This window comes from Alistipes indistinctus YIT 12060, from assembly GCF_025144995.1.
GTDB lineage: Bacteria > Bacteroidota > Bacteroidia > Bacteroidales > Rikenellaceae > Alistipes_A > Alistipes_A indistinctus.
The window spans coordinates 2500726-2523217 of the sequence record NZ_CP102250.1 but is presented as its reverse complement, the minus strand read 5'-3'; the positions used below and the strand labels follow the sequence as shown (position 1 = coordinate 2523217).

General features: G+C 57.9%; 19 protein-coding genes. 14 read left to right on the top strand and 5 right to left on the bottom strand.

All coding sequences use genetic code 11. From position 1 onward, the window contains the following. Window positions 1-101: 101 nt before the first annotated feature. The 3 genes from NQ495_RS10365 to NQ495_RS10355 all read left to right on the top strand — a co-directional run bounded on the left by NQ495_RS10365 (window position 102) and on the right by NQ495_RS10355 (window position 4506). Window positions 102-920 (top strand): 4'-phosphopantetheinyl transferase family protein, encoded by an 819-nt coding sequence (locus NQ495_RS10365; RefSeq protein ID WP_009133184.1) that lies wholly within the window; start codon window positions 102-104, stop codon window positions 918-920. A 185-nt stretch (window positions 921-1105) separates the two neighbouring features. Next, window positions 1106-3226 carry a glycoside hydrolase family 36 protein gene (locus NQ495_RS10360; RefSeq protein ID WP_040294130.1) on the top strand — a complete coding sequence of 707 codons (2121 nt, stop codon included), beginning with the start codon at window positions 1106-1108 and terminating at the stop codon, window positions 3224-3226. Between the two features lie 125 nt (window positions 3227-3351). Then, window positions 3352-4506: a glycoside hydrolase family 172 protein gene (locus NQ495_RS10355; protein ID WP_009133182.1), complete on the top strand. Its 1155-nt coding sequence runs from the start codon at window positions 3352-3354 to the stop codon at window positions 4504-4506. A gap of 338 nt (window positions 4507-4844) precedes the next feature. Here the strand turns inward: NQ495_RS10355 and NQ495_RS10350 are convergent, their stop codons facing one another. Next, complete coding sequence (locus tag NQ495_RS10350; RefSeq protein ID WP_009133181.1) at window positions 4845-5480, bottom strand: cysteine peptidase family C39 domain-containing protein; 636 nt, start codon at window positions 5478-5480, stop codon at window positions 4845-4847. 111 nt (window positions 5481-5591) lie between these two features. Further along, window positions 5592-6098 carry a hypothetical protein gene (locus NQ495_RS10345; RefSeq protein ID WP_009133180.1) on the bottom strand — a complete coding sequence of 169 codons (507 nt, stop codon included), beginning with the start codon at window positions 6096-6098 and terminating at the stop codon, window positions 5592-5594. 512 nt (window positions 6099-6610) lie between these two features. On the opposite strand from NQ495_RS10345, the gene hisG reads away from it, so the two are divergent. From hisG to NQ495_RS10295, 10 genes are all read left to right on the top strand, one after another. Further along, window positions 6611-7462, top strand: a complete 852-nt coding sequence (gene hisG, locus NQ495_RS10340; RefSeq protein WP_009133179.1) for an ATP phosphoribosyltransferase — start codon at window positions 6611-6613, stop codon at window positions 7460-7462. Continuing rightward, window positions 7462-8742, top strand: a complete 1281-nt coding sequence (hisD, locus tag NQ495_RS10335) for a histidinol dehydrogenase (protein WP_009133178.1) — start codon at window positions 7462-7464, stop codon at window positions 8740-8742. The genes hisG and hisD overlap by 1 nt, the downstream gene beginning before the upstream one ends. A gap of 173 nt (window positions 8743-8915) precedes the next feature. Then, window positions 8916-9941, top strand: a complete 1026-nt coding sequence (gene hisC, locus NQ495_RS10330) for a histidinol-phosphate transaminase (RefSeq protein ID WP_009133177.1) — start codon at window positions 8916-8918, stop codon at window positions 9939-9941. Between the two features lie 221 nt (window positions 9942-10162). Further along, window positions 10163-11299 (top strand): bifunctional histidinol-phosphatase/imidazoleglycerol-phosphate dehydratase HisB, encoded by a 1137-nt coding sequence (gene hisB / locus NQ495_RS10325; protein ID WP_009133176.1) that lies wholly within the window; start codon window positions 10163-10165, stop codon window positions 11297-11299. Between the two features lie 38 nt (window positions 11300-11337). Next, on the top strand, window positions 11338-12045 hold the full coding sequence (locus tag NQ495_RS10320) for an imidazole glycerol phosphate synthase subunit HisH (protein WP_009133175.1): 708 nt from the start codon (window positions 11338-11340) through the stop codon (window positions 12043-12045). Between the two features lie 43 nt (window positions 12046-12088). Further along, window positions 12089-12811, top strand: coding sequence for a 1-(5-phosphoribosyl)-5-[(5-phosphoribosylamino)methylideneamino]imidazole-4-carboxamide isomerase (gene hisA, locus NQ495_RS10315; protein ID WP_009133174.1), 723 nt, complete (start codon window positions 12089-12091; stop codon window positions 12809-12811). Between the two features lie 39 nt (window positions 12812-12850). Then, window positions 12851-13615 carry an imidazole glycerol phosphate synthase subunit HisF gene (gene hisF / locus NQ495_RS10310; RefSeq protein WP_009133173.1) on the top strand — a complete coding sequence of 255 codons (765 nt, stop codon included), beginning with the start codon at window positions 12851-12853 and terminating at the stop codon, window positions 13613-13615. A 96-nt stretch (window positions 13616-13711) separates the two neighbouring features. Beyond that, window positions 13712-14314: a bifunctional phosphoribosyl-AMP cyclohydrolase/phosphoribosyl-ATP diphosphatase HisIE gene (gene hisIE, locus NQ495_RS10305; RefSeq protein WP_009133172.1), complete on the top strand. Its 603-nt coding sequence runs from the start codon at window positions 13712-13714 to the stop codon at window positions 14312-14314. Between the two features lie 135 nt (window positions 14315-14449). Next, window positions 14450-14911 carry a ribose 5-phosphate isomerase B gene (gene rpiB, locus NQ495_RS10300; RefSeq protein ID WP_009133171.1) on the top strand — a complete coding sequence of 154 codons (462 nt, stop codon included), beginning with the start codon at window positions 14450-14452 and terminating at the stop codon, window positions 14909-14911. Between the two features lie 230 nt (window positions 14912-15141). Beyond that, the gene (locus NQ495_RS10295; protein WP_009133170.1) at window positions 15142-17388 is read left to right on the top strand and encodes a DUF4838 domain-containing protein; all 2247 of its coding nucleotides are present in this window, start codon (window positions 15142-15144) and stop codon (window positions 17386-17388) included. A gap of 108 nt (window positions 17389-17496) precedes the next feature. Here NQ495_RS10295 and NQ495_RS10290 read toward each other — a convergent pair whose 3' ends face one another. Further along, window positions 17497-18786 carry an MATE family efflux transporter gene (locus tag NQ495_RS10290; RefSeq protein WP_009133169.1) on the bottom strand — a complete coding sequence of 430 codons (1290 nt, stop codon included), beginning with the start codon at window positions 18784-18786 and terminating at the stop codon, window positions 17497-17499. A gap of 279 nt (window positions 18787-19065) precedes the next feature. On the opposite strand from NQ495_RS10290, the gene meaB reads away from it, so the two are divergent. Beyond that, window positions 19066-20169: a methylmalonyl Co-A mutase-associated GTPase MeaB gene (gene meaB, locus NQ495_RS10285; RefSeq protein ID WP_009133168.1), complete on the top strand. Its 1104-nt coding sequence runs from the start codon at window positions 19066-19068 to the stop codon at window positions 20167-20169. Window positions 20170-20242: 73 nt separating this feature from the next. On the opposite strand, the gene NQ495_RS10280 is transcribed toward meaB, so the two are convergent. Together NQ495_RS10280 and NQ495_RS10275 are read right to left on the bottom strand one after the other, a co-directional pair. Continuing rightward, window positions 20243-20749, bottom strand: a complete 507-nt coding sequence (locus NQ495_RS10280) for a DUF4468 domain-containing protein (RefSeq protein WP_009133167.1) — start codon at window positions 20747-20749, stop codon at window positions 20243-20245. A 346-nt stretch (window positions 20750-21095) separates the two neighbouring features. After that, window positions 21096-22415 carry an amidohydrolase gene (locus tag NQ495_RS10275; protein WP_040294129.1) on the bottom strand — a complete coding sequence of 440 codons (1320 nt, stop codon included), beginning with the start codon at window positions 22413-22415 and terminating at the stop codon, window positions 21096-21098. Window positions 22416-22492 lie beyond the last annotated feature (77 nt).

Below are 22492 nucleotides of genomic sequence, written 5' to 3'. Positions count from 1 at the left end.
AGGATCGCCGTTGCTTTGCCGGAAATATTCCTATCTTTGTTAAACGATTCATCACGGCCCGCGTAGAATGAATGCGCCGGGACTCAATTTCACCGGAATCCATGCCCGTTCACCTGAAACTACCGCTACCCGGAGGCACGATCTTGGCCCTTTGGCGGATCGACGAAGAGGAAACCCCGCTCGCATCGCTCTGCACCGTCGCAGAACAGCAGGAGGCCGCCGCATTCGCCGCCCCCCGCCGCCGGCTCGAATATCTGGCCTGGCATGCGCTGTTGCACGCGCTGCTGCCCGAAGCACACGCGGCGCACGATCCGGAAGGAGGCCCCGTATTAGTTTTCCCGTCATCCGGCCAGAATACTCCGGCGGACATACCGGGAGGGCTCCCGCACCGGCAAAATTGCATACGGCCCGACACCGGCCTGCACAAAAACGCTCGATCCGACAACATTCCATTCGAACACACCCGGTTCGGCGACCCGCTGCAAACGGGAGAGTTCGCCCCGCTGCGCCACATCGGCGTCAGCCATTCGCACGGCTACGCGGCGGTCATTCTCTCTGCGCAGCCTTGCGCGGTGGACATCGAGCCTGCCGACTCGGATTTCTCCCGCGCGGCGCGGCGCTTCATCTCCCCGCAGGAACAGGCGCTACAACCGTGCGCCCTTCCCGAAGCTCTTTTCCCCGCACTGGTCTGGTGTGCAAAAGAGGCCGTATATAAATGGGTACGGATAAGCGGCCTGAGCCTGCTGCATGACATCCGCATCACCGAAATTCACCCGGAAACCACCCGTACAAATCCCTCCGGGACAGGATTCCCGGCCCTGGAGACATTCCACCGACTGACCGTCACTGCCGCCGGAAAAACGTTACAACTACACGGCTTTACCGTCGAAGGCATCTGCTGCGTATACGGAATCGGATAATTTTCGCTATCTTTACAACGGTCCGGCGCTACGAAGTGCCGGACCGTTTCTACGAACCTAAACCGAACCGTTCCATGCAACTCTCCCGCACGCTTTCATTGCTCCTGCAGTGTCCGGTCTTGCCGGACCGAACCTGTTCCGGAATCCGGCCTTGCCGGACCGAATTGTCCACACACAAAGCAACTATGCCGTTCCCGATACGGATGCTGGTACTCGCCCTCCTGCTTTGCCCGCTCGTTTCGCACGCACAGACTACCGTCCGGCTCGACGGCACGCCCGATGTCGCGGAGTGGATCGCCGCACGTTTTGCCAAAGGCAAACAACCGCCTTTCTCGTTCGTCTACAACGGCATTCCCTCGTCGGAATTCCTCACGCGCTGGCAATATGAAAAAGAAAAGATCGCAAGCCCCGATCCGCAGACCGTACGCGAGCGCCATATTTACACCGACCCGGCCACCGGGCTGAAAGTGGAATGCGACGTAACCGGATTCAAAGATTTCCACGCCGTCGAATGGGTCCTGCACTTTACCAATACCTCGCAAACCGATACGCCGATCCTCGAACGGAACGACGTGGCCGACCTGACTTTCACGAACCGCACGCCCGGCACCTTCTCGCTGTTGAGTGCGCGGGGCAGCGTCGGTTCACGCGCCGATTTCATGGTATCGCAACGCGAGCTTCCCGCCGACAGCACGATCCGCTTAGCGCCGCAGGGAGGCCGCTCGTCGGACTGCACGGCTTTTCCGATGTTCAACCTGATCGCTCCTAACGGACGGCAGGGCGTCATGGCCGCCATCGGCTGGAGCGGCGGTTGGCAGGCTGCGCTGACCGGCGGCACTTCCGCACCCATCGCCAACCGGCAGGCCGTACGTTCGGGCAATGTCACGGCACCGGGAACGAGGAGCGCCCTGACCCTGCAGACCGGGATGGAACGGTTCCACCTCTACCTGAAACCGGGCGAACGCATCCGCACGCCGTTGGTGAGCCTGATGTTCTGGAACGGCGACAACCTGATGACCGGGCAAAACAAATTCCGCCGTTTCCTGCTCGCACACCACAGCCGCCAGCTCGACGGCAAATTCGCCGAATACCCCTACGCTTCAGGGTTCGCGCTGCCCGGCCCCGAGCCCTGCACCGAAAACGGCTGCCTGACCGAAGAGATGGCTATCGCGATGGCACGGCGGCACAAGCAGTTCAACCTCGTGCCGGAGGTATTCTGGTTAGATGCGGGCTGGTACACCGACAGCGGGGCCCCGGTCTACGACTGGTGCGACTGCGTCGGCACGTGGACGCCCGACACGACACGCTTCCCGAACGGCCTACGGCCGCTTTCGGACGAAGCGCACCGGCTCGGCGCCCGTTTCCTGCTCTGGTTCGAACCCGAACGCGTCAGCCGCGGATCATGGCTCGCGCGGGAACACCAGCCGTGGTTGCTGCATACCCCCCGGCGCAACTCGGCACTGCTGGATCTAGGCAATCCCGAGGCATTGGAATGGCTCTGCACGCACGTCGGCGACATGATCGAGCGGGAAGGGATCGACATCTACCGGCAGGACTTCAACCATCCGCCCAAGCCGTTTTGGGAAGACAACGAGCAACCCGACCGGATCGGCATGACGGAGATCCGCCACATCGAAGGACTGTACACCTACTGGGACTACCTGCTGTCACGCTTCCCGCGGCTGTTGATCGACAACTGCGCGGCCGGGGGACGGCGCATCGACCTCGAAACCCTTTCGCGCAGCGCGCCGTTGTGGCGCACCGACTACCCGTACGGCGAGGTGACCGGCTACCAGAGCCACACCTACGGGCTCAACTTTTTCCTGCCGCAGCACGGCACCGGAATGTGGGAGACCGACGACTACTCGACCCGTTCGAGCCTCGGCGCAGCGGTGGTCGCCACCTGGGACCTCTCCACGCGCAAACTCAAAGTAGCCGACATCCAGCGCGCAATTGCGAACTTCAAGAAATACCGTCCCTATTATTATGAGGACTATTACCCGCTCACCGGCATCATCGACACGCAAAGCGACAGTATCTGGCTCGCTTACCAGATGCACCGTCCTTCGGACAACTCGGGCATCGTGGTCGCATTCCGCCGGCCCGAAGCGGTTTCCGACCGCATTACGGTACGGCTTTCGGGCATAGACCCGGCTGCGGCCTACGACGTTTACAACGACAATACCGGACTGACACTGCGCATGGACGGCCGCCAACTGCTCGACGGGCTGATGCTGCAAATTCCGCAGAAACGGGGTTCGCTGCTGCTGCATTACACCGCGACCACACCCGAAACAGCGCGATAAAGGCACGTCGCCCCGATCCGGCCACTGTCAGGTATTAGCTCCGCAAACCCTCCCGCCGTAAACGCTGCGGCTCCTTGGCAGTTTTCATTCTAATCACATACAACCAAACCCGATTAACTTCCCGCATGATGAATCAACGATCTGTACTCTCCCGCAGACGTCTGTTGCTGTCCGTATTGGCCGGCGCACTCCTGACTGGCTGCGGAGGCCCCGGACCCGTCTATCCCGGACCGGAAACCCTGCCGCTGCTCGACGGCAGCCGAACCCGCTCGATCACGCCCGAAAACCCGACCGGCGAACCGGGCCAAGGCGGCAGGGCCCACCCCGACTCGACACTCGACAGCCGCGCCACGAACGCACGCGCCGCCGATAGTCTCGGCCAAGGCTGGAAAGTGAGACCTTTTATCGCCGTGCAGGCGGGTGAAACGGTCACGCTGATGGATGCCGACGGCCCCGGTACGATCCGCCACATCTGGATGGTGGAGGGGCTGAGCCGCGACCACGTACTTCGTTTTTACTGGGACGGCGAGCAAGCCCCCTCGGTGGAGGTTCCGGCACCCGACTTTTTCGCCGTAGGCCACGAACGTTTCGCCCCGGTCAATTCGCAGATGGTGGCGGTCAACCCGGCCAATTCGCTGAACTGCTTTTGGCCGATGCCCTTCCGGCACCATGCGAAAATCACCTTCACGAACCAAAGCGACAAAGAACTCCGGCTGCTGGCTTACCAGATTACCTACTCACTGGGCAAAATCCCGCGCAACACGGCCTATTTCCACGCCCAGTGGCGACAGGCCGACACCCGCACCCAGAACCCGTATGTGATCCTCGACGGGGTACAGGGCCGGGGCAAATACGCAGGCACCTTCCTGGCCTGGACCCAGCAAACCGACAACAACTGGTTCGGCGAAGGCGAGATCAAGTTCTTCATCGACGGCGACCGGGAGTTCCCGACCATCTGCGGCACCGGCACGGAAGATTACTTCCTCGGAAGCTACGGGTTCCCGCAAAGCTATTCGGGGCTCTATTCGGGTACCACGCTTCCCGCGCACGAGGCCGACAGCCTTCCCAACCGCTGGAGCCTCTACCGCTGGCACGTGCTTGACCCGATTACGTTCGGGAAAGATCTGAAAGTGACCATCCAGGCGCTCGGCTGGTGGCGCAGTGCGGAAAACAAATACCGCAAGCTGAACGACCACATCTCCTCGGTAGCCTACTGGTACCAGACCGAACCGCACGCGCCGTTCCCGGCGTGGGATACATCAAAACGGAATAACCTTTAAAATCAAACACTGTAGATGTTAATCCGGACAAAAAAAGCAGCGGAATCCGCTGCTTTTTTTGACAAGACAACCGTTCTCATTATTTCAAGGTCTCAATTTCACACACCTTATTTCGGGTCGTGTTGACGCCGGTAATTCACCAGTTGCTTAACTGTATACCGATAATGGTGATCGTCCGTTGTTCCCAAAGTCGGAAAATCGTATGAATCCCCCTGCATGGGAGCGAACAAACCATCTAAGAAATATCCGTCACCTCTGCCGTCCCATCCCCAATTGATATGAAGTAATTTCGTAGAAGTCGGCACAACAGGAAAATACTCCATATCAATCACCTCATTTTAAGCATCATACCACGTCCTAACGAGTTGATATGAGGAATAAGTATCTTTATATCCATCGACGATCCAACCACTTGCCCCCATGTCTCCGTCCCACCAGTTGGTTGAACTGTAGCCGCTCATCAGTACCGGTCGCGCCTTGTCCAGATCTGTTCTGATCAATGAAGATGAGTAAGATTCCATTTTATCGGCGATATATCCGTACTCTCCATAAGTGTTTTTTATCGCTTCGACAGTCACTCCATAACTCTCACCCTCATTTTCAAGTAAAAAATTAACCACTTTATGACATGCCCGTGAAACCCGTTCGACCGCTTCCGGATACATTTGCAGGATAGGACCGAAAACATATCCCCGGTCTTCCGGCCAGTTGAAAACCGTGATGGATTGCGATTCATAGTTCTGCATGGGAAGCGGCCAATTGTAATAAGCCATTAACTGCACCACGGCTATGGTCGGTCCATATATCGCACTTGCATGATATTGATTGAACAGCCATAATTGTCCCCACCGAGTTGTAATGAACGGGCCCTTGGTCGTGGTTTCAGGACCGAAATAGTTATAATGATCGACGCAATATTCCCCGCTCGGCTCCGGACCAATTATACTGTCCTCGATCCGGCGCACGGAATCCATCGAAATAAGGTAGCTTTTCGTTGGTTGGGTTGCAGTGGTCTGCTCAGTTCGAAAATATATAGATTTAGTAAAGACGCATCCCAATGCCTGGCTTTGGAAATTTTTTACCGCTTAAAATTGGAAACCGACTTTAATACCTAATGCATCGTAGTTGCCATAAGCGCCAAACCTGTATTTGCCAAACGCCTGGTGGGTGTAGGCCAACGAGACGTTAATCGCACTTTGGGGAGATACTTTCAAACTGACGCCGAGAGCGGGAGAAACGATGACCCCGTTTATTTCACCGCGATTGGCCTTTCCCCAACCCCCACCGACGTCCGTTGAAAGGAACAAACTCATTTTTTCAGACACGAGCAGATAGCCTTTCAGATTGCCGAAAGTAGACAAGCCCCACGCATATTCGCCTCTGCAATCCCAACCCAGACCAAGCCCGACCGCAAAATATTTTCCGATCCTTACCCCATTGACGATTTGCAGACTCGCTTTATTACTGTCTATTTTTCCGATGCCGAAAGCATATCCGACAGAAACCTCGCCCTGATACTTCACCAGTCTGTTTTGCGGGAAAGCGTGTAAAGACAGCACGGATACCACCGTCAGCAAAAGTATTTTTTTCATAAGTCCATGATTATTAATGACACATTTGATCGTTTATAGTATAAATTTAAAATAAAATATTGAATCAGGCAATTTTATACTTACGAAAGTCCCTTTATTTCATCATAACACTAACAACCTGTGTTTCATCAATTCTGCCCCAACTTATCGCTGCATGCAAATAATGATGTTCCGTCCCCTAAAAATAACACACGGCGCATTGTTTTTTAACATTTTTAAATTATCTTTGCCCTGTATTCATTTTGAAACGGTTATGTTCACGACCCATCACATCCACGCCCATCATCATCCTTGCCTTCACAGGTAGGCTGCGGGAGTGTTTGTGTCCACCGGAACAGATTACGATACCACATGAGGCTTACCTGTCAGGGCGAGCCTCATTTTTATTTAACAGGTCCCGCGTGCCGGGGTAAAGTCCCCCGCAGCGGAGTGCAGCCGGAAACGGCAACCTGCATCCGCGGCACGGTAGCGAGAGCTAAAACGAAGAAAAAACCATAAAAGTCAATAGCAATATGATCAGAATCGCCATTCAGGCCAAAGGCCGGCTCAACGAAGAGAGCATCGCCCTGCTCAAAGAGGCAGGAATTTCCATCGAGGACAGCAAGCGCAAGCTGCTGGCCAAAAGCGAGGACTTCCCGATCGAGGTGCTCTACCTGCGCGACGACGACATTCCGCAGGCCGTCGCCATGGGCGTAGCCGACCTGGGAATCGTCGGCCTCAACGAAGTCGAGGAGAAAAATTTCAATGTCACACTGACGCACAAGCTCGGTTTCGGCAAATGCCGTATCTCGCTGGCCGTCCCCAAGACCGAAACCTATCCCGGACTGGAATACTTCAACGGCAAGCGGGTAGCCACCTCTTACCCGGCGATTCTCTCGCGCTTCTTCACCGAAAAGGGTATTTCGGCCGAAATCCACGAAATCGCCGGTTCGGTCGAAATCGCACCGTCGGTGGGTATGGCGGACGCCATTTTCGATATCGTCAGCTCGGGCGGCACACTGGTGACCAACGGCCTGAAAGAGGTGGAAAAGGTGCTTTTCTCGGAAGCCGTCCTGATCGCCACGCCGAATCTCGACGAAGAAAAGCGCCAACTGCTCGGCCAGCTGTTGTTCCGTTTCGAAGCGGTCGAGCGCAGCAAAGGCATGAAATACGTGCTGCTGAACCTGCCGCACGACAAGATCGCCGAAGCGATCGAAATCCTGCCCGGCATGAAAAGCCCGACAATCCTGCCGCTGGCGCAGGAGGGATGGAGTTCGATCCACGTTGTCATCAACGAACGCGAGCTGTGGAGCAAAATCGAACAGCTCAAAGCGATCGGCGCCGAAGATATCCTGGTGTTGTCCCTCGAAAAGATGATCCGCTGATGCAAATTATCGTCAATCCCGAAAAGCGCGAGTGGGCCGCGCTGACCGCGCGCCCGCAGATGGAGCGCAGTACGATCGGGCCGCGTGTGGCAGCGATCCTCGATGCAGTGCGTGCCGAAGGCGACGATGCGCTACTGAGGCTGACCCGCGAGATCGACGGCGTAAAACTGCCCTCGCCGGCCGTCACCGCGGACGAAATCGAAGAGGCTTCGCGCCTCGTCCCACAGGAACTTAAAACGGCTATCGCCACGGCCAAAAACAATATCGAACGGTTCCACGCCGCCCAGCAGGGCGAAGGCGTGGACCTGGAGACGATGCCGGGCGTGCGCTGCGTGCAGAAAGCCGTTCCGATCCGCAGCGTCGGGCTCTATATCCCCGGCGGATCGGCCCCGCTCTTTTCGACCGTACTGATGCTTGCCATCCCGGCCCGCATCGCCGGATGTCCGCAGATTACACTCTGCTCGCCGCCCGACAAACAGGGCAAACTCTCGCCCGCAATCCTCTACACCGCACAGCTCTGCGGCGTCACGCATATCTTCAAGGCGGGCGGAGCACAGGCGGTCGCAGCGATGGCATACGGCACGCAAAGTATTCCGAAAGCCGACAAAATTTTCGGTCCGGGCAACCAATACGTCACCGAAGCGAAACAGCAGGTCTCGCAGTTCACCGCGATCGACATGCCCGCAGGTCCGTCCGAAGTGCTGGTAATGGCCGACGAAACGGCCGATCCCGCTTTCGTCGCATCGGACCTGCTCTCGCAGGCGGAACACGGCCCCGACTCACAGGCGATGCTGGTCGCTTCGTCGCGTGAACTGGCCGAACGGGTCGTCCGGGAGGTCGAACGGCAACTCGCCGAACTGCCCCGTGAGGCGATAGCATCCCGCGCACTGGACCACAGCCGCATCATCGTAATGGACACGCCCGAAGAGATGGTCGAATTTGCGAACGCCTACGCCACCGAGCACCTGATCATCTCGATGGACAACCCGTGGGAGGTGGCCCGCAGGATTACCGCCGCAGGAAGCGTTTTCATCGGAAATTACACGCCTGAAAGTGCGGGCGACTATGCCTCGGGGACGAACCACACGCTGCCGACGTACGGTTGGGCACGTTCGTGCAGCGGCGTAAACCTCGACAGCTTCATGCGCAAGATCACCTTTCAGGAGATCACCCCCGCAGGGTTGCAGCGAATCGGCGGCGTGATCGAAACGATGGCCGCGGCCGAAGGACTAGGGGCGCACAAAAACGCGGTTACGCTCCGGCTCCGGAAACTGGAATGAAATCGGCGCCACGACCGGAACCCGGTTATCGCCCACCGCAGCAATCGCCCGGCGGCAGGGCCTAACAAACGGGGCCTGACAAAACAGTGTAAAACCGGCAACGAGCCATCCCCGAACGGACGACAGACTGCCGCTGAAACAAACTCCGCCCCGGCGGCACAAACAGACAAACCATGGACATACGCAATCTCATACGGGAGAATATCCGCAACCTCGCGCCCTACTCCACCGCGCGCGACGATTACCAGGGCACCGAGTTGAGCATAGCCCTCGACGCCAACGAAAATCCTTACGACAACGGAGTCAACCGCTACCCCGACCCGCGCCAGAAGGCGCTCAAGGCACGCCTTTCGCAGATCAAGGGCGTCCCGGTGGAAAGCATCTTCGTGGGCAACGGCTCGGACGAACCGATAGATTTGGTTTACAGGGTATTCTGCGAACCGAAAATGCACAACGCCGTAGCCATCACCCCGACTTACAGCATGTACAAAGTGGCCGCCGAAATCAACGACGTGGAGGTCCGCGAAGTACAGCTCGAGGAGGATTTTTCGCTCGACGCGGACAAGCTGCTCGCCGCAACGGATGCCAACACCCGCCTGCTGTGGCTCTGTTCCCCGAACAACCCGACAGCCAACAGCTTCCCCACGGCGACCATCGAACGGATCATCCGCGAATTCGCAGGAATCGTGGTGCTCGACGAAGCGTACATCGACTTCGCCGCAGAGCCGGGCTTTCTCTCGCGCCTCGGCGAATTTCCGAACCTGATCGTACTGCAAACGCTCTCGAAGGCATGGGGCATGGCGGGTTTAAGGCTGGGACTGGCCTTCGCAGACCCGCTGATCGTCGCTACGCTGTCGAATGTCAAGTACCCCTACAACGTGAACGGTCCCACACAGCAGACCGTCCTCGAACGGCTCGCCGGGTCGCCCGCCGCGCAGGTGGCCGAGATACTCTCCGAACGCCGACGGGTCGCCGCAACGCTGCAACCGATGAAAGTCGTGCGCAAACTCTACCCGTCGGACGCGAATTTCGTGCTGGTAAAAGTCGACGAACCGCGCAAGGTCTACGATCGGCTGATCGCCGCAGGGATTATCGTCCGCGACCGTTCGCGCATGCAAGGGTGCGAGGGCTGCCTGCGCATCACCATCGGCACGCCCGAGGAGAACACGCGGCTGCTGGAGGTGATGGCCCAGCTGTAAACCGCCTGTCGGACCCCGTGCATCCCCCCTATAGGTATTGCAGGATTTCCCCGGGAAACATTGCTTAGGCAAACGTCGCCCGCGAAAGAAAAACACCCCGGGAAAATAAACAGCCTCGCAAACAAGGGCGGCACGCAATCCCGGCATACCATCCGTTCCGCCCGCCGGCGGAATCGGAACCGAGTCAAACCGAAGGGCCCCGGCCCGCAATAAAATACCCCATGCCACAACCCAAGAAGGTACTCTTTATCGACCGCGACGGCACGCTGATCGTCGAGCCGCCGGTGGACTACCAGGTCGATTCGCTCGAAAAGCTGCGCTTCGTTCCCGGCGCGATCACCGCGATGAGCCGCATCGCCACGCTCGGTTACGAGCTGGTAATGGCCACGAACCAGGACGGACTCGGCACCGCGAGCTTTCCCGAAGAGACGTTTCACCCTGCGCACAACCTGATGCTCGCCACCCTTGCGGGCGAAGGCATTCGTTTCGACGAACAGCTGATCGACCGTTCGATGCCCGCCGACAACGCCCCCACGCGCAAACCGCGCACAGGCATGTTCGGCCGGTACCTGGACAATCCGCAATACGACCTGAAGGCCTCGTACGTAATCGGCGACCGGGTCACCGACATCGAACTGGCGAAAAACCTCGGTGCGCGCGGCATCCTGCTGCGCCCGGCCGAAGAGGGGCGCCGAATGCTCGCCGAAGCCGGACTGACGGATTACTGCGCGCTGATTACCGACGACTGGAACAAGATATGGCAGCTGTTGCGCGCAGGGGAACGCACTGCAGCGATCAGCCGCAAAACCCGCGAAACCGACATTTCGGTACGGCTCGACCTGGACGGCGGAGGGCCTTCGCATATCGATACAGGGCTCAAATTCTTCGACCACATGCTCGACCAAATCGTACACCACGCCGGCTTCACGCTCGAGGTAACGGTACGGGGTGACCTGGAGGTGGACGAACACCACACGATCGAAGACACGGCCATCGTGCTGGGCGAGGCAATGTACGCGGCGCTCGGCTCGAAACTCGGCATCGAGCGTTACGGTTACTGCCTGCCGATGGACGAGTGCGACGCTACGGTGCTCATCGATTTCGGCGGCCGGATCGATTTCGCCTGGAATGTCGTTTTCCGCCGCGAACGGGTCGGCGACGTACCCACCGAGATGTTCCGCCACTTCTTCAAGAGCTTCGCCGACGCAGCCCGGTGCAACCTGCACATCACGGCCGAAGGCGAAAACGAGCACCACAAAATCGAAGGCATTTTCAAAGCTTTCTCCCGGGCTCTGCGCATGGCCGCATCGCGCAACAGTTTCAAGTTCGAACTGCCCAGCAGCAAAGGCGTACTGTAAGTCCCGGCACCTGACAACAAGATAAACGACAACAATTTATGATAGCAGTCATCGATTACGACACAGGGAACCTCTGCTCGGTAGCCAATGCGCTCGGAAGACTCGGCGCCGAATACAGGATTACCGCATCGCCGGACGAAATCCGCGGCGCCGACCGGGTCCTGCTGCCGGGAGTGGGCGAAGCATCGAGCGCGATGCAAAAACTGCGTGAGAGGAGCCTCGTCGAGGTGATCCGCTCGCTCACCCAACCCGTGCTGGGCATCTGTATCGGCGTGCAGTTGCTTTGCCAAAGCAGCGAAGAGGGCGATACCGCCTGCATCGGCATCTTCGACAACCGCGTACGCAAATTCGACACGCTGTTCGCTGAAGCGGGAATCCTCCTCCCGGACGCAACCGGCACCGCAGCCCCTCTCTCAGATGCAGGCTCCTGTTCCGCTCGGCAGGCCGACGTCCCTGCCGATGCCACCATACTTCGCCCGGCAGGCCGGCTGAAAATTCCGCACATGGGCTGGAACAGCGTCGAGAATCTCCGTTCAGAACTTTTCACCGGCATCGACCAGGGCGCTTACGTCTACTACGTACACTCCTTTGCGCCGGAGGTGAACGCCGACACGATCGCCACGACCACTTACGGCGTGCCGTTCAGCGCCGCGATCCGCAAGGACAATTTCTACGGCACGCAGTTCCACCCCGAAAAGAGTGCCTCGATCGGCGCTCAAATCCTGCAAAATTTCCTGACCCTGTAACCAGAACCATGCTCCGTACCTCAACAATCCATCTTACCAAGCTATGATCACTATAATTCCGGCCATCGATATGATCGGCGGCGAGTGTGTCCGGCTCACGCAGGGCGATTACGACCGCAAAACCTCTTATTACAAAGACCCGCTCGAAGTGGCGCTGCGATATGCCGACTGCGGTATCCGGCGGCTGCACCTGGTCGACCTGGACGGTGCGAAGGCGTCGCATCCGGTCAACCTGGCGGTACTGGAACGCATCGTTTTGCGCACACCGCTCGAAGTACAGTACGGCGGCGGCATCAAGAGCAAAGAGGCGCTCGAAGCGGTCTTTTCGAGCGGCGCGAAGCGCGCGATCTGCGGCAGCATCGCAGCCACGCAGCCCGACATGTTCTCCCGCTGGCTCGCCGACTTCGGTCCGCAGCGGATGGTCCTCGGCGCCGACACGCGCGACGGGCTGATCTCGATCAACGGCTGGCAGCAGGCCGCCACCATGGGCGTCGAAGAGCTGATCGAGCACTTCCGTCCCGCCGGGCTTTCACAGGTCATCTGCACCGACATCGCGCAGGACGGTATGCTCAGCGGTCCTTCGACTTCCCTCTACACGAAATTGCAGGCCGCTTTCCCGGAGATAGACATCACCGTCAGCGGCGGCATCGGTTCATGGAGCGATATCGAGGAACTCGACCGCCTCGGACTGCGCAGCGTCATCGTCGGCAAAGCGATCTACGAAGGACGTATCTCGTTCGACCAACTCCGGGCAGCAGCACGATAAACAACCCGCGACAATCCGCAACCACCTAAGCCAATACACATGTTAGCCAAACGCATCATCCCCTGCCTCGATATCAAAAACGGTGAAACCGTCAAAGGCATCAATTTCCTCGAACTGCGCGAAGTGGGCGATCCTGTCGCCCTCGGGCGCCGCTATGCCGAAGAGGGAGCCGACGAACTGGTCTACCTCGACATCAGCGCCACATTCGAGGGACGCAAGACTTTCGCAGAACTGGTGACCCGCATCGCAGGGAATATCAACATCCCGTTCACCGTAGGCGGAGGGATCAGTACGGTCGACGACGCCGGTCGGTTGCTCGGGGCCGGGGCCGACAAGGTCAGCATCAACAGCGCCGCCGTACGCAACCCGGAGCTGATCGGCCAAATCGCATCGAAATACGGCAGCCAGTTCGTCGTCGTAGCGATCGACGCGAAAACGGTGGACGGACAGTGGCGCGTGACAACCCACGGCGGTCGCAACCTCACCGAGCGCGAGCTCTTCACTTGGGCGAAGGAGGCCGAGGAGCGCGGTGCGGGCGAGATACTCTTCACTTCGATGGACCACGACGGGACGAAGAACGGCTACCCGTGCGACACCTACGCACAGCTCTCGGAAATGCTGTCGATCCCGGTGATCGCCTCGGGCGGCGCAGGCACCGCACAGCACATCGCGGACGTACTGACCCTCGGCAAGGCCGACGCCGCATTGGCCGCCAGCATTTTCCACTACGGCGAAATCCCGATCCCCGTGCTCAAACGCGAACTGGCAAAGCAACGTATTCCGGTCAGGCTGACGAAATTTTAATTACCTTTGGGTGACAGTACCGGCCCTCCCACACGCACACGGGGATCCGGCCAAAACCGCATCCGCAACACACAACCGCATCAAACCGAAACGACCATGATAAAATTCAGCGAATTAGACACGACGAAAAACTGCGAGGGCATGGTTCCCGCAATCATCCAGGACGACAACACCCTGCAGGTGCTGATGCTCGGCTACATGAACGCCGAAGCCTATGAGAAAACCGTCTCCACCGGCAAGGTGACTTTCTACAGCCGTACCCGCCAGTGCCTTTGGACAAAGGGCGAAACGAGCGGCCACTTCCTCACGGTAAAAAGCATCGCCAAAGACTGCGACAACGACACGCTGCTGATCCGTGCAATTCCCGCCGGAGCGGTCTGCCACACCGGCAGCAAAACCTGCTTCAACGGCCGGGAGACCGAAGGGTTCATCAAAGAGCTGCAAAGCGTGATCCAGGGCCGCCACCGGGAGATGCCGGAAGGCTCCTACACGACCAAGCTCTTCACCAAAGGCGTGAACAAGATCGCGCAGAAGGTGGGCGAAGAGGCCGTCGAGACGGTAATCGAAGCGATCGACGGCAACAACGAACGGCTCGTGTACGAGGCTTCCGACCTGATCTACCACCTGCTCGTGCTGCTCGAAAACCAGGGGCTTTCGCTTACCGACATCGAAGAGGAACTCACCCGCCGACACAAATAAGCGGAAACGCGCGACGGGAAACCCTACTCCGGAACATTTTTTGTTCCATTCCCCACCCGCACGATTCCCCTCCGCTCTTCCGGAGCCAATCAAAAGCTATCGCACCAACCCAAAGCTCAATAAACCTTCAACGATATGGACAACAACAAACTCGGCATCGCCTGCGACCACGCCGGATATGAACTCAAGGAGTTCCTGGTCGGCTACCTCGGCTCGAAAGGGTACGACGTGTATGATTTCGGCACGAACAGTCCCGAAAGCGTCGATTATCCGGACTATGCCCACCCGTTGGCCAACGCGATCGAAAAGGGCGAACTGCCCCGGGGCATCGCGCTGTGCGGCAGTGCGAACGGCATCACGATCACGTTGAACAAACACCAAGGCATCCGGGCGGCCATCTGTTGGGAGCCCGAAATCGCCGAGCTGGCCCGCAAACACAACGATGCGAATATCTGCTCGCTGCCGGCCCGCTTTATCGACAACGATACGGCCGTGAAAATCGTCGAAACCTTCCTCAACACCGACTTCGAAGGAGGACGCCACCAACGCCGCATCGACAAAATTCCGCTCTGCGCCTGCACCGCACCTGAGCAATAGCGGCGCAGACCTATTGAGAATACGGGTACCCACACACCTGTACCCGCGGTTCTGTACCCCCTGCATCCGCATATCGTGCCCGGCCAAAGTGCATCCGCCGTATGCAACCGCATAAAACCGACAGGGCTGGTATTTTTGCCGTGCACATTCTATCGTACAACCGCTCCTGACCGGTTTTATCCGAACAGGAGCCGATTATATTTCTCATCCAATCCGCTTCTCTCCCTGCCATGAAAACCAAACTCTCCCTAATCGGCGTGCTGGCATCGCTGCTGCTCGGCGCCTGTTCGAAAAGCATCGTACTGAACGATTATGTAATCGTCAAACCCGCCGCCGCAACGGCCACCGAAGCGAAAGCCGCATCGGAACTGCAAAAATACCTGTTCGAAATTTCCGGGGCCGAACTGCCTGTCGTTTCCGACACCGCACCGCCGACCGACCGGGAGATACTGATCGGAATCACCAACCGCCTCCGGGACGACTCGCTCGCACGCTTCGGCGAGGACGGATTCGTGATCCGCACCGACGGAAAGCGGCTCGCGATTTACGGCGGCCCGCGCCACGGGGCGCTCTACGGCGTTTACACACTGCTGGAAAAGTATTTCGGCTGCCGCAAATACACCGCCGAACCGGTCGCGGTGCCGCACACCGCAAAGCTGAGGATCGGCGTGCCGCTCGACGACGAACAGATTCCGCAGATCACCTCGCGTTACACCTATACGATGCCGTATGATTCGCTCTACCTCGACTGGCACAAACTCAACCACGAACTCGACTGCCGCATCTCGGAATTCGGGCTTTTCGTCCACACGTTCAACACGCTGCTGCCTCCCGAGAAATACTACGCGCAGCACCCCGAATACTATGCGATGGTCAAAGGCCGGCGGGTCGCCACGCAACCCTGCCTGTCGAACCCGCAGGTGCTCGAAATCGTCTGCGACGAACTCTCGCGGCGGATCGCGGCGAACCCCGAAGCGAAATACTGGTCGGTCAGCGCGAACGACAACTACGGCTACTGTACCTGTCCCGAATGTGCCAAAATAGATGCCGAAGAGGAGAGCCCGGCCGGGTCGGTCGTCCGTTTCGCAAACAAAGTGGCCGCACGTTTCCCCAACAAAACGATCTCGACGCTGGGTTACCTCTACTCGCGCAAAGCTCCCAAAACCAAACCCGCCCCGAACGTCAACATCATGTTCTGCAGCATCGAGTGCGACCGTCACATGCCTATCGCCGACGATCCGGGCAGCGCCGACTTCCGACGCGACATGGAGGCCTGGGCCGCGCTGACCGACAACATTTTCGTATGGGACTACTGCGGCAGCTTCAAGGAGTTGCAAATGCCGACGCCGGGCTTCGGCGTGATGCAGTCCAACATCCAATATTTCGTCCGAAACGGCGTCAAGATTTTCTTCGAGCAGTGCTCCGGCCCGATGGGCAGCGAGTTCCACCAACTGCGCGGCTATCTGGCCGCGAAACTGCTGTGGGATCCCGAGCTGGACTTCGACGCGACGATGAACGATTTCCTCAACGGCTATTACGGTGCCGCCGGGCCCATCATCCGCGAATATATCGACCTCCTGCGGCAAAACCGGGAAGCATCGGGCGAGCCGTTCGGGATTTTCAACTATACGACCGATTTCGCCGGCAGCTGGCTCGCTCCCGACAAACTGCGCGGCTACCTCGCGATCCTCGACCGGGCCGAAGCGGCCGTGGCGGGCGACACGACACTGCTGCGCCGCGTACACTACACGCGCCAGCCGGTGCAATTCGCCCAGCTCGAACTGAGCCGCACCGATCCTTACGGCCCGGAAGGCTACCTCGAAGAGGTGGGAGGGCACTGGCAGGTCAAACGCGAATGGCTCGACAAACTGCACGATTTCGTGACCTCCTGCAAACTGAACGGCGTGAAGAACGTCTGCGAATGGCACAACGAACCGGACTCCTACCTGCGCCAGGTGCTCCGCAGCGCACAGGTCGAACAGGTCGACAACCTCGCTTTCGGCAAACCGGTCCGGGCCAGCGTCCCGGTCGCGGAAAACCGTAACCCGCAGGGACAGGGCACACAGCTGCTCACCGACGGCGTTCGCGGCACGGAGATCTACCGAAGCCAATGGCTCGGCTACTACCAGCCCGAGGTGGATTTCTATATCGACCTGGACACCGTCCAACCGGTCTACCACGTCGACGCATCGTTCCTGCAAATCCTCTGGGAATCGGCATTCCTGCCCGAAAGCGTCGAGGTATACACTTCCACGGACGGCAAACGGTACCAAACCGTAGGCCGGCAAACCAACACCGTCCTGCGCGAACCGTTTTTCGGCATCAAGCAGTTCGATTGCGATTTCGCACCGCGTCCGGTGCGTTACGTACGTGTCCGGGTCAAAGCGATGGAGCTGTGCCCCGCCTGGCACTACTATGCGGGCGACGACGCCCTGTTTTTCATCGACGAGATCGTCGTGCGCAAAGCCGATTACTGACCTTCACGGCAAACATTCCTGCAAGCTGCGCGAAAGCTAAGAAACCGGTGACCGCCCTGATTCCACAGGCGTTCCGGGAGCCGTTAACGAACTCGGCACGGAAACCCGTCAGAACCGCCTGAGCCGCCCGGTCATGAAGTACTGGAGCACGCCCCGCAATACGAGGAAAACCATGAAGGCGAGCCACAGCGCATTGTTGCCCGCCGCAACGCGCAACGCATAATAGGTGGCGAAGAAGGCCACCATCGAAAGGAAAACCGAATTGCGCATTACCCGCGTAGCGGTCGCGCCGATCAGCGCACCGTCTACCAAAAATGGGGCGAAACCGACCAGCGGCACGGCAATCACCCAAAGTATGTAATGCGAAGCTCCCGACAGAATCGCCTCCGACGAGGTGAAAAGCCCCAACAGATCGCGCCAGAAAAAAGCGTATATCCCGACATAGCAAAGCGCCGCACCCCCGCTCCACAGCAGCAGGCTGTGCAACGCGCGCCGGACCATCGCCGGGTTCCGGGCGCCGACATAGCGCCCGATCAGCGATTCGGCCGCAAATGCGAAGCCGTCCATCATGTACGAAAAGAGCGTGAAGAGCTGCATCAGCAGCGCATTGACCGCAAGCATCACATCGCCCATACCCGACGATGCGGACGTAAAGAAAGTATAGACTACGACGATACAGGCCGTGCGCAGGAAAATATCGCGGTTGACGCGGAAAAACCGCAGCATCGGCCGCATATTGAAACTCGTACGAAGGTCGACATATCCGATGAAACGGCGGTAATAGACCAGCCACAGCGCCGAAGCGGTAGCCAGGCCGCCGTACTGCGCCACGACCGTACCCCATGCGACGCCCGCGATCCCCCAGTGCAGGCCGTAGACGAACCAGAACCCGAACGCGACGTTCAGCAGGTTGACGATGATCGAAATGTACATCGGGAAACGCGAATTCTGCATGCCGATAAACCAACCCTGGAACGCGAAGAGCGACAGCGTAGCGGGCGCGGCCCACAGCCGCACATAGAAATACTCGGCCGCCTCGCGCATCGTCTCCGGAGTACCGTCCATCATCCGGAAAGCGAGGTGCCCCACCCCGTAACGGGCAATGAGCAGCAACAGCGCAACGGCAAGCGCAACGCTTACCGAACGGACGAACACCGAGCCCACTTCGCGGAAATCGCGCGCACCGTAGGCCTGCGCCACGAGCCCGCTGGTTCCCATGCGCAGGAAGGCGAAATTCCAGTAGATGAAGTTGAAGATGGCCACGCCGATGGCCATCGCGCCGATCAGCGAATCGACCCCCAGGTGGCCGACGATGGCCATATCGACCATGCCCACCAACGGCACGGTAATGTTCGAAATAATATTGGGAATCGCCAGTGCGAGAATCTTCCGGTTCATGGGGCAAAGGTCACAATTTTTCGACGGTTTGCGAAGTTTTCAGAATAAAAATTGGTATTTTCGTGCTTTGGGAAATGTACCGCAAATCCGGGTCCAATACATGCTATACTCCGGTGATTCGGTAACATTCCATAACCCGGGACAGCGCCGTCTGCAGACAAAAGCGCCCGCAGCGGAGGCACTATGCTGCCAGTGCTCCGAATAACGGCAGCAAAGCGGCAAAAACGCCCGAAATCAAGGCGGCTGTCCCGATACCGTTCCGTCCAAAGCCATTCCGATATGAAACACTACGAAGATATCCACTGCAAAGAGCATGACGACAGCGCGCTGAAAGTCAACGAAGGCGTCGTGCAACCGCCGATCGTAAATCCGTATTTCCAGCGCCGCAAACGTCATACGCTCTCCACCGACGACTACATCAAAGGCATCCGCGAGGGCAACATCACGATCCTCGCGCAGGCGATCACACTGGTCGAGAGCCTGCTGCCCGAACACTACGCGCAGGCGCAGGAGATCATCGAACGCTGCCTGCCGTACAGCGGCAACTCGGTACGCATCGGCATCACGGGGGTTCCGGGCGCCGGAAAATCGACCTTTATCGAAGCGGTCGGCGAAATAGTCGCATCACTGGGCCACAAACTCTCAGTGCTGGCTATCGACCCCAGTTCGGAACGCAGCGGCGGCTCGATCCTCGGCGACAAGACCCGCATGGAGCAGCTCGTGCACAACCCGTCGGTCTTCATCCGCCCCTCCCCGTCGGCAGGATCGCTCGGCGGCGTGGCGCGCAAAACGCGCGAAAGCATTATCCTGTGCGAAGCGGCCGGGTTCGACGTGATTTTCATCGAGACGGTCGGTGTCGGCCAGTCCGAAACGGCCGTCCATTCGATGGTCGACCTCTTCCTGCTGATCCAAATCGCAGGAGCCGGGGACGAATTGCAGGGAATCAAACGCGGCATTATGGAGATGGCCGACATGATCGCGATCAACAAGTGCGACAGTGGCAACCAGCAGCGCGCAGAGCTGGCCAAGCGCCACTTCCTCAATGCGCTGAACCTCTTTCCGATGCCCGATTCGGGATGGCGTCCGCGGGTGTATACCTGCTCGGCCACCGAAGGCAACGGGCTCTCCGATATCTGGAACGGCATCGAGGACTTCCTGAAGTTCACGAAGCAGAACGGCTACTACCAGCGCAACCGCCACCGGCAGGCCAAATACTGGATGTACGAAACGATCAACGAGGCACTGCGTGAAAACTTTTACCGCAACCCGCAGGTCGAAGCGCATCTCAAGGAAAATGAAGAGTTGGTCCTTTCGGATAAAAAGAGTTCGTTCATCGCCGCGCGCGACCTGCTGAACGACTATTTCGACAGCCTGAAAAAATAATCGTATACTCCGCTTCTAATAAAAATGAAAGCCGGTCATTGTACCGGCTTTCTCAGACCATTCAGCCCCACTCTTACCAATTTGCGTCCGAGGAAGTATCAAATGAACGATAAGATTTCTGTACCAAATCATTCAAAGAATCTTTTATCGTATTCATAACAGTTTTAACCCTGCCATTATTGGGATGGCGCTTCAGGGACGGAAGCATCGAAGCCCCATTATCCATATCGCTCGTTATATCGGTAATCACATAAGTATACCGATAACGGTCGTCTTTCACCTCCATCGTAAGTGTGAAGTGGACACGTCCGGGGACATGCCCGATCCCCGCTTTGAATGAAAAACTTTGCTCTCCCTTAAGTATCAATTTGCCGTTCTCTTTATCGTCTAGCTGTACAGCACTGTCATTAGGGAATTGAGTCACAGCCCATATTTTAAGCTGATCGTAAATTGCATTCGCACTTTTCCCGCTAACAGTCACTATCCCCTGATGTTCGAGTAATTCCTCTTTCTGGACTTCAATCTGGGCAAAACACAAATTACTTGTAAATACCAGTATAAAAAACAGAATTTTTTTCATCGTGATAAAAGTTAAGGTTAGTAGTATTTATCTGTGATTAAATTCACACTATATATCGAATAAAACACCTTATCATGCGATGATCAGTCAAGCGATACTGCAATAATCCCCTTGGCTGCATCAGGCATGAAATATTTTATAAATATATTGTTTTTTAACCACTTGACAAAAACTAACACCCAAATCAGCAAATCAGGAAACAGGTCCGGGAACCTCAAACACTTCACACGGACACGCCTTTCAAATTTTCCGTCTCACGAATAATAAAATAAACACGCATATTCTTCAAAGGTCCAAAGCGTTTATGTACCTTCGACAAATACGACTATAACTTACTTATATATTTTTATCCTCGTTGTTTAATCTCGGCCACGCGCTCCCCGGCCTCGCGGCACAGGGCACGCACATCTGAGGTCAGCAACCTGCCGCCTTCGACCACGATTTCGCCGCCGACAAACACCGTATCGACATCGGACGCCTTACCACAATAGGCCAGGTTCGCGATCAGGTCGTTGCGCGGCGAAAGGTGCGGTCGCTCCATATCCACGAGCAGCAGGTCGGCAAGCGCACCCGGAACGATTACGCCCAGTTCGCCCTCCCGGCCGATCGCCTTCGCACCGTGAACGGTAGCCATCTGCAACGTCCGGTAAGCCGACAGCGAACAAGGATCGGCGGTCGCCACCTTTTGCAACAACGATGCGGTTCGCATCTCCTCCCACATATCGAGGTCGTTGTTCGACGAAGGACCGTCGGTACCGATTCCCACGTTCACCCCGGCGGCAAGCATCTGCACGACCGGCGCAATACCGCTCGCAAGTTTCATATTGCTTTGAGGATTATGAGCGACCGAAACCCCGTAGCGGGCCATAATCTCAATGTCCGAATCGTTGACATAGACACAGTGCGCGGCCAGTACGGGCCGTTCGAACAGGCCCACGTCACGCAGGTGCTCGACCGGCGTCTTGCCGTACTGCTCGCGGATCGTCTGCTGTTCGTCAAGCGTTTCGCTGATGTGGATCTGGATGCCGAGGCCGTATTGTTCGGCAATCTTCAGCGTCTTTTTCAGCGTTTCCGGCGGACAGGTATAAGGGGCATGCGGGGCGAGCATGATCTGCACCCGGTCGTGTCCCCCTGAAGCGTACTTTTCGGCCATGCGCAGCGCTTCGGGTTCGAACGCATCATAACTGGCCCCGACGAAAGTCGGACAGACCACACCCCGGATCCCGGTTTCGGTCACGGCATCCGCCACCCGGTCGGAATGCCAGTACATATCGACGAACGTGGTCGTGCCGCCCAGCAGCATCTCGGCGATTCCGAGCCGCGCCCCGAGGTAGATATCCTCCCCGTCGAGCTTCGCCTCGAACGGCCATATCTTTTCGGTGAGCCACGGCATCAGCGGCATATCGTCGGCATAGCTTCGCATCAGGCTCATTGAAACATGGTTGTGCAGGTTGACGAGGCCCGGCATCGCCACCTTGCCGCGGCCGTCGATCTCGCGCAGCGATGTCCCGCAACGGGCACGGAATGCCGCCGCCTGCTGCGGATCGGCACCGGCAAAAGCGATCCGGCCATCGGCAATACCGATGTTCCCGGTGAAATATTTGTGTGCATCGGCCTCCGAAGCGGTCATCGGCAACACCGTGCAACCGGCAATCAATATATTCATAACGATCGGATATCCGCTGTCCGCTCCGTTGCGGGCAGCCTCTCAAAGATAACTATTTTTCAGGATTCCGTCCAGTT

Excerpts from the sequence above, each read along its gene's own strand:
- NQ495_RS10345 (WP_009133180.1), bottom strand. The coding sequence starts at position 6,098 with ATGAAAAAAATACTTTTGCTGACGGTGGTATCCGTGCTGTCTTTACAC.
- hisIE (WP_009133172.1), top strand. The coding sequence starts at position 13,712 with ATGATAAAATTCAGCGAATTAGACACGACGAAAAACTGCGAGGGCATG.
- hisA (WP_009133174.1), top strand. The coding sequence starts at position 12,089 with ATGATCACTATAATTCCGGCCATCGATATGATCGGCGGCGAGTGTGTC.
- hisD (WP_009133178.1), top strand. The coding sequence starts at position 7,462 with ATGCAAATTATCGTCAATCCCGAAAAGCGCGAGTGGGCCGCGCTGACC.
- rpiB (WP_009133171.1), top strand. The coding sequence starts at position 14,450 with ATGGACAACAACAAACTCGGCATCGCCTGCGACCACGCCGGATATGAA.
- NQ495_RS10360 (WP_040294130.1), top strand. The coding sequence starts at position 1,106 with ATGCCGTTCCCGATACGGATGCTGGTACTCGCCCTCCTGCTTTGCCCG.
- NQ495_RS10275 (WP_040294129.1), bottom strand. The coding sequence starts at position 22,415 with ATGAATATATTGATTGCCGGTTGCACGGTGTTGCCGATGACCGCTTCG.
- NQ495_RS10320 (WP_009133175.1), top strand. The coding sequence starts at position 11,338 with ATGATAGCAGTCATCGATTACGACACAGGGAACCTCTGCTCGGTAGCC.
- hisB (WP_009133176.1), top strand. The coding sequence starts at position 10,163 with ATGCCACAACCCAAGAAGGTACTCTTTATCGACCGCGACGGCACGCTG.
- NQ495_RS10290 (WP_009133169.1), bottom strand. The coding sequence starts at position 18,786 with ATGAACCGGAAGATTCTCGCACTGGCGATTCCCAATATTATTTCGAAC.
- NQ495_RS10355 (WP_009133182.1), top strand. The coding sequence starts at position 3,352 with ATGATGAATCAACGATCTGTACTCTCCCGCAGACGTCTGTTGCTGTCC.
- hisC (WP_009133177.1), top strand. The coding sequence starts at position 8,916 with ATGGACATACGCAATCTCATACGGGAGAATATCCGCAACCTCGCGCCC.
- NQ495_RS10365 (WP_009133184.1), top strand. The coding sequence starts at position 102 with ATGCCCGTTCACCTGAAACTACCGCTACCCGGAGGCACGATCTTGGCC.
- NQ495_RS10280 (WP_009133167.1), bottom strand. The coding sequence starts at position 20,749 with ATGAAAAAAATTCTGTTTTTTATACTGGTATTTACAAGTAATTTGTGT.
- hisG (WP_009133179.1), top strand. The coding sequence starts at position 6,611 with ATGATCAGAATCGCCATTCAGGCCAAAGGCCGGCTCAACGAAGAGAGC.
- meaB (WP_009133168.1), top strand. The coding sequence starts at position 19,066 with ATGAAACACTACGAAGATATCCACTGCAAAGAGCATGACGACAGCGCG.
- NQ495_RS10295 (WP_009133170.1), top strand. The coding sequence starts at position 15,142 with ATGAAAACCAAACTCTCCCTAATCGGCGTGCTGGCATCGCTGCTGCTC.
- hisF (WP_009133173.1), top strand. The coding sequence starts at position 12,851 with ATGTTAGCCAAACGCATCATCCCCTGCCTCGATATCAAAAACGGTGAA.
- NQ495_RS10350 (WP_009133181.1), bottom strand. The coding sequence starts at position 5,480 with ATGGATTCCGTGCGCCGGATCGAGGACAGTATAATTGGTCCGGAGCCG.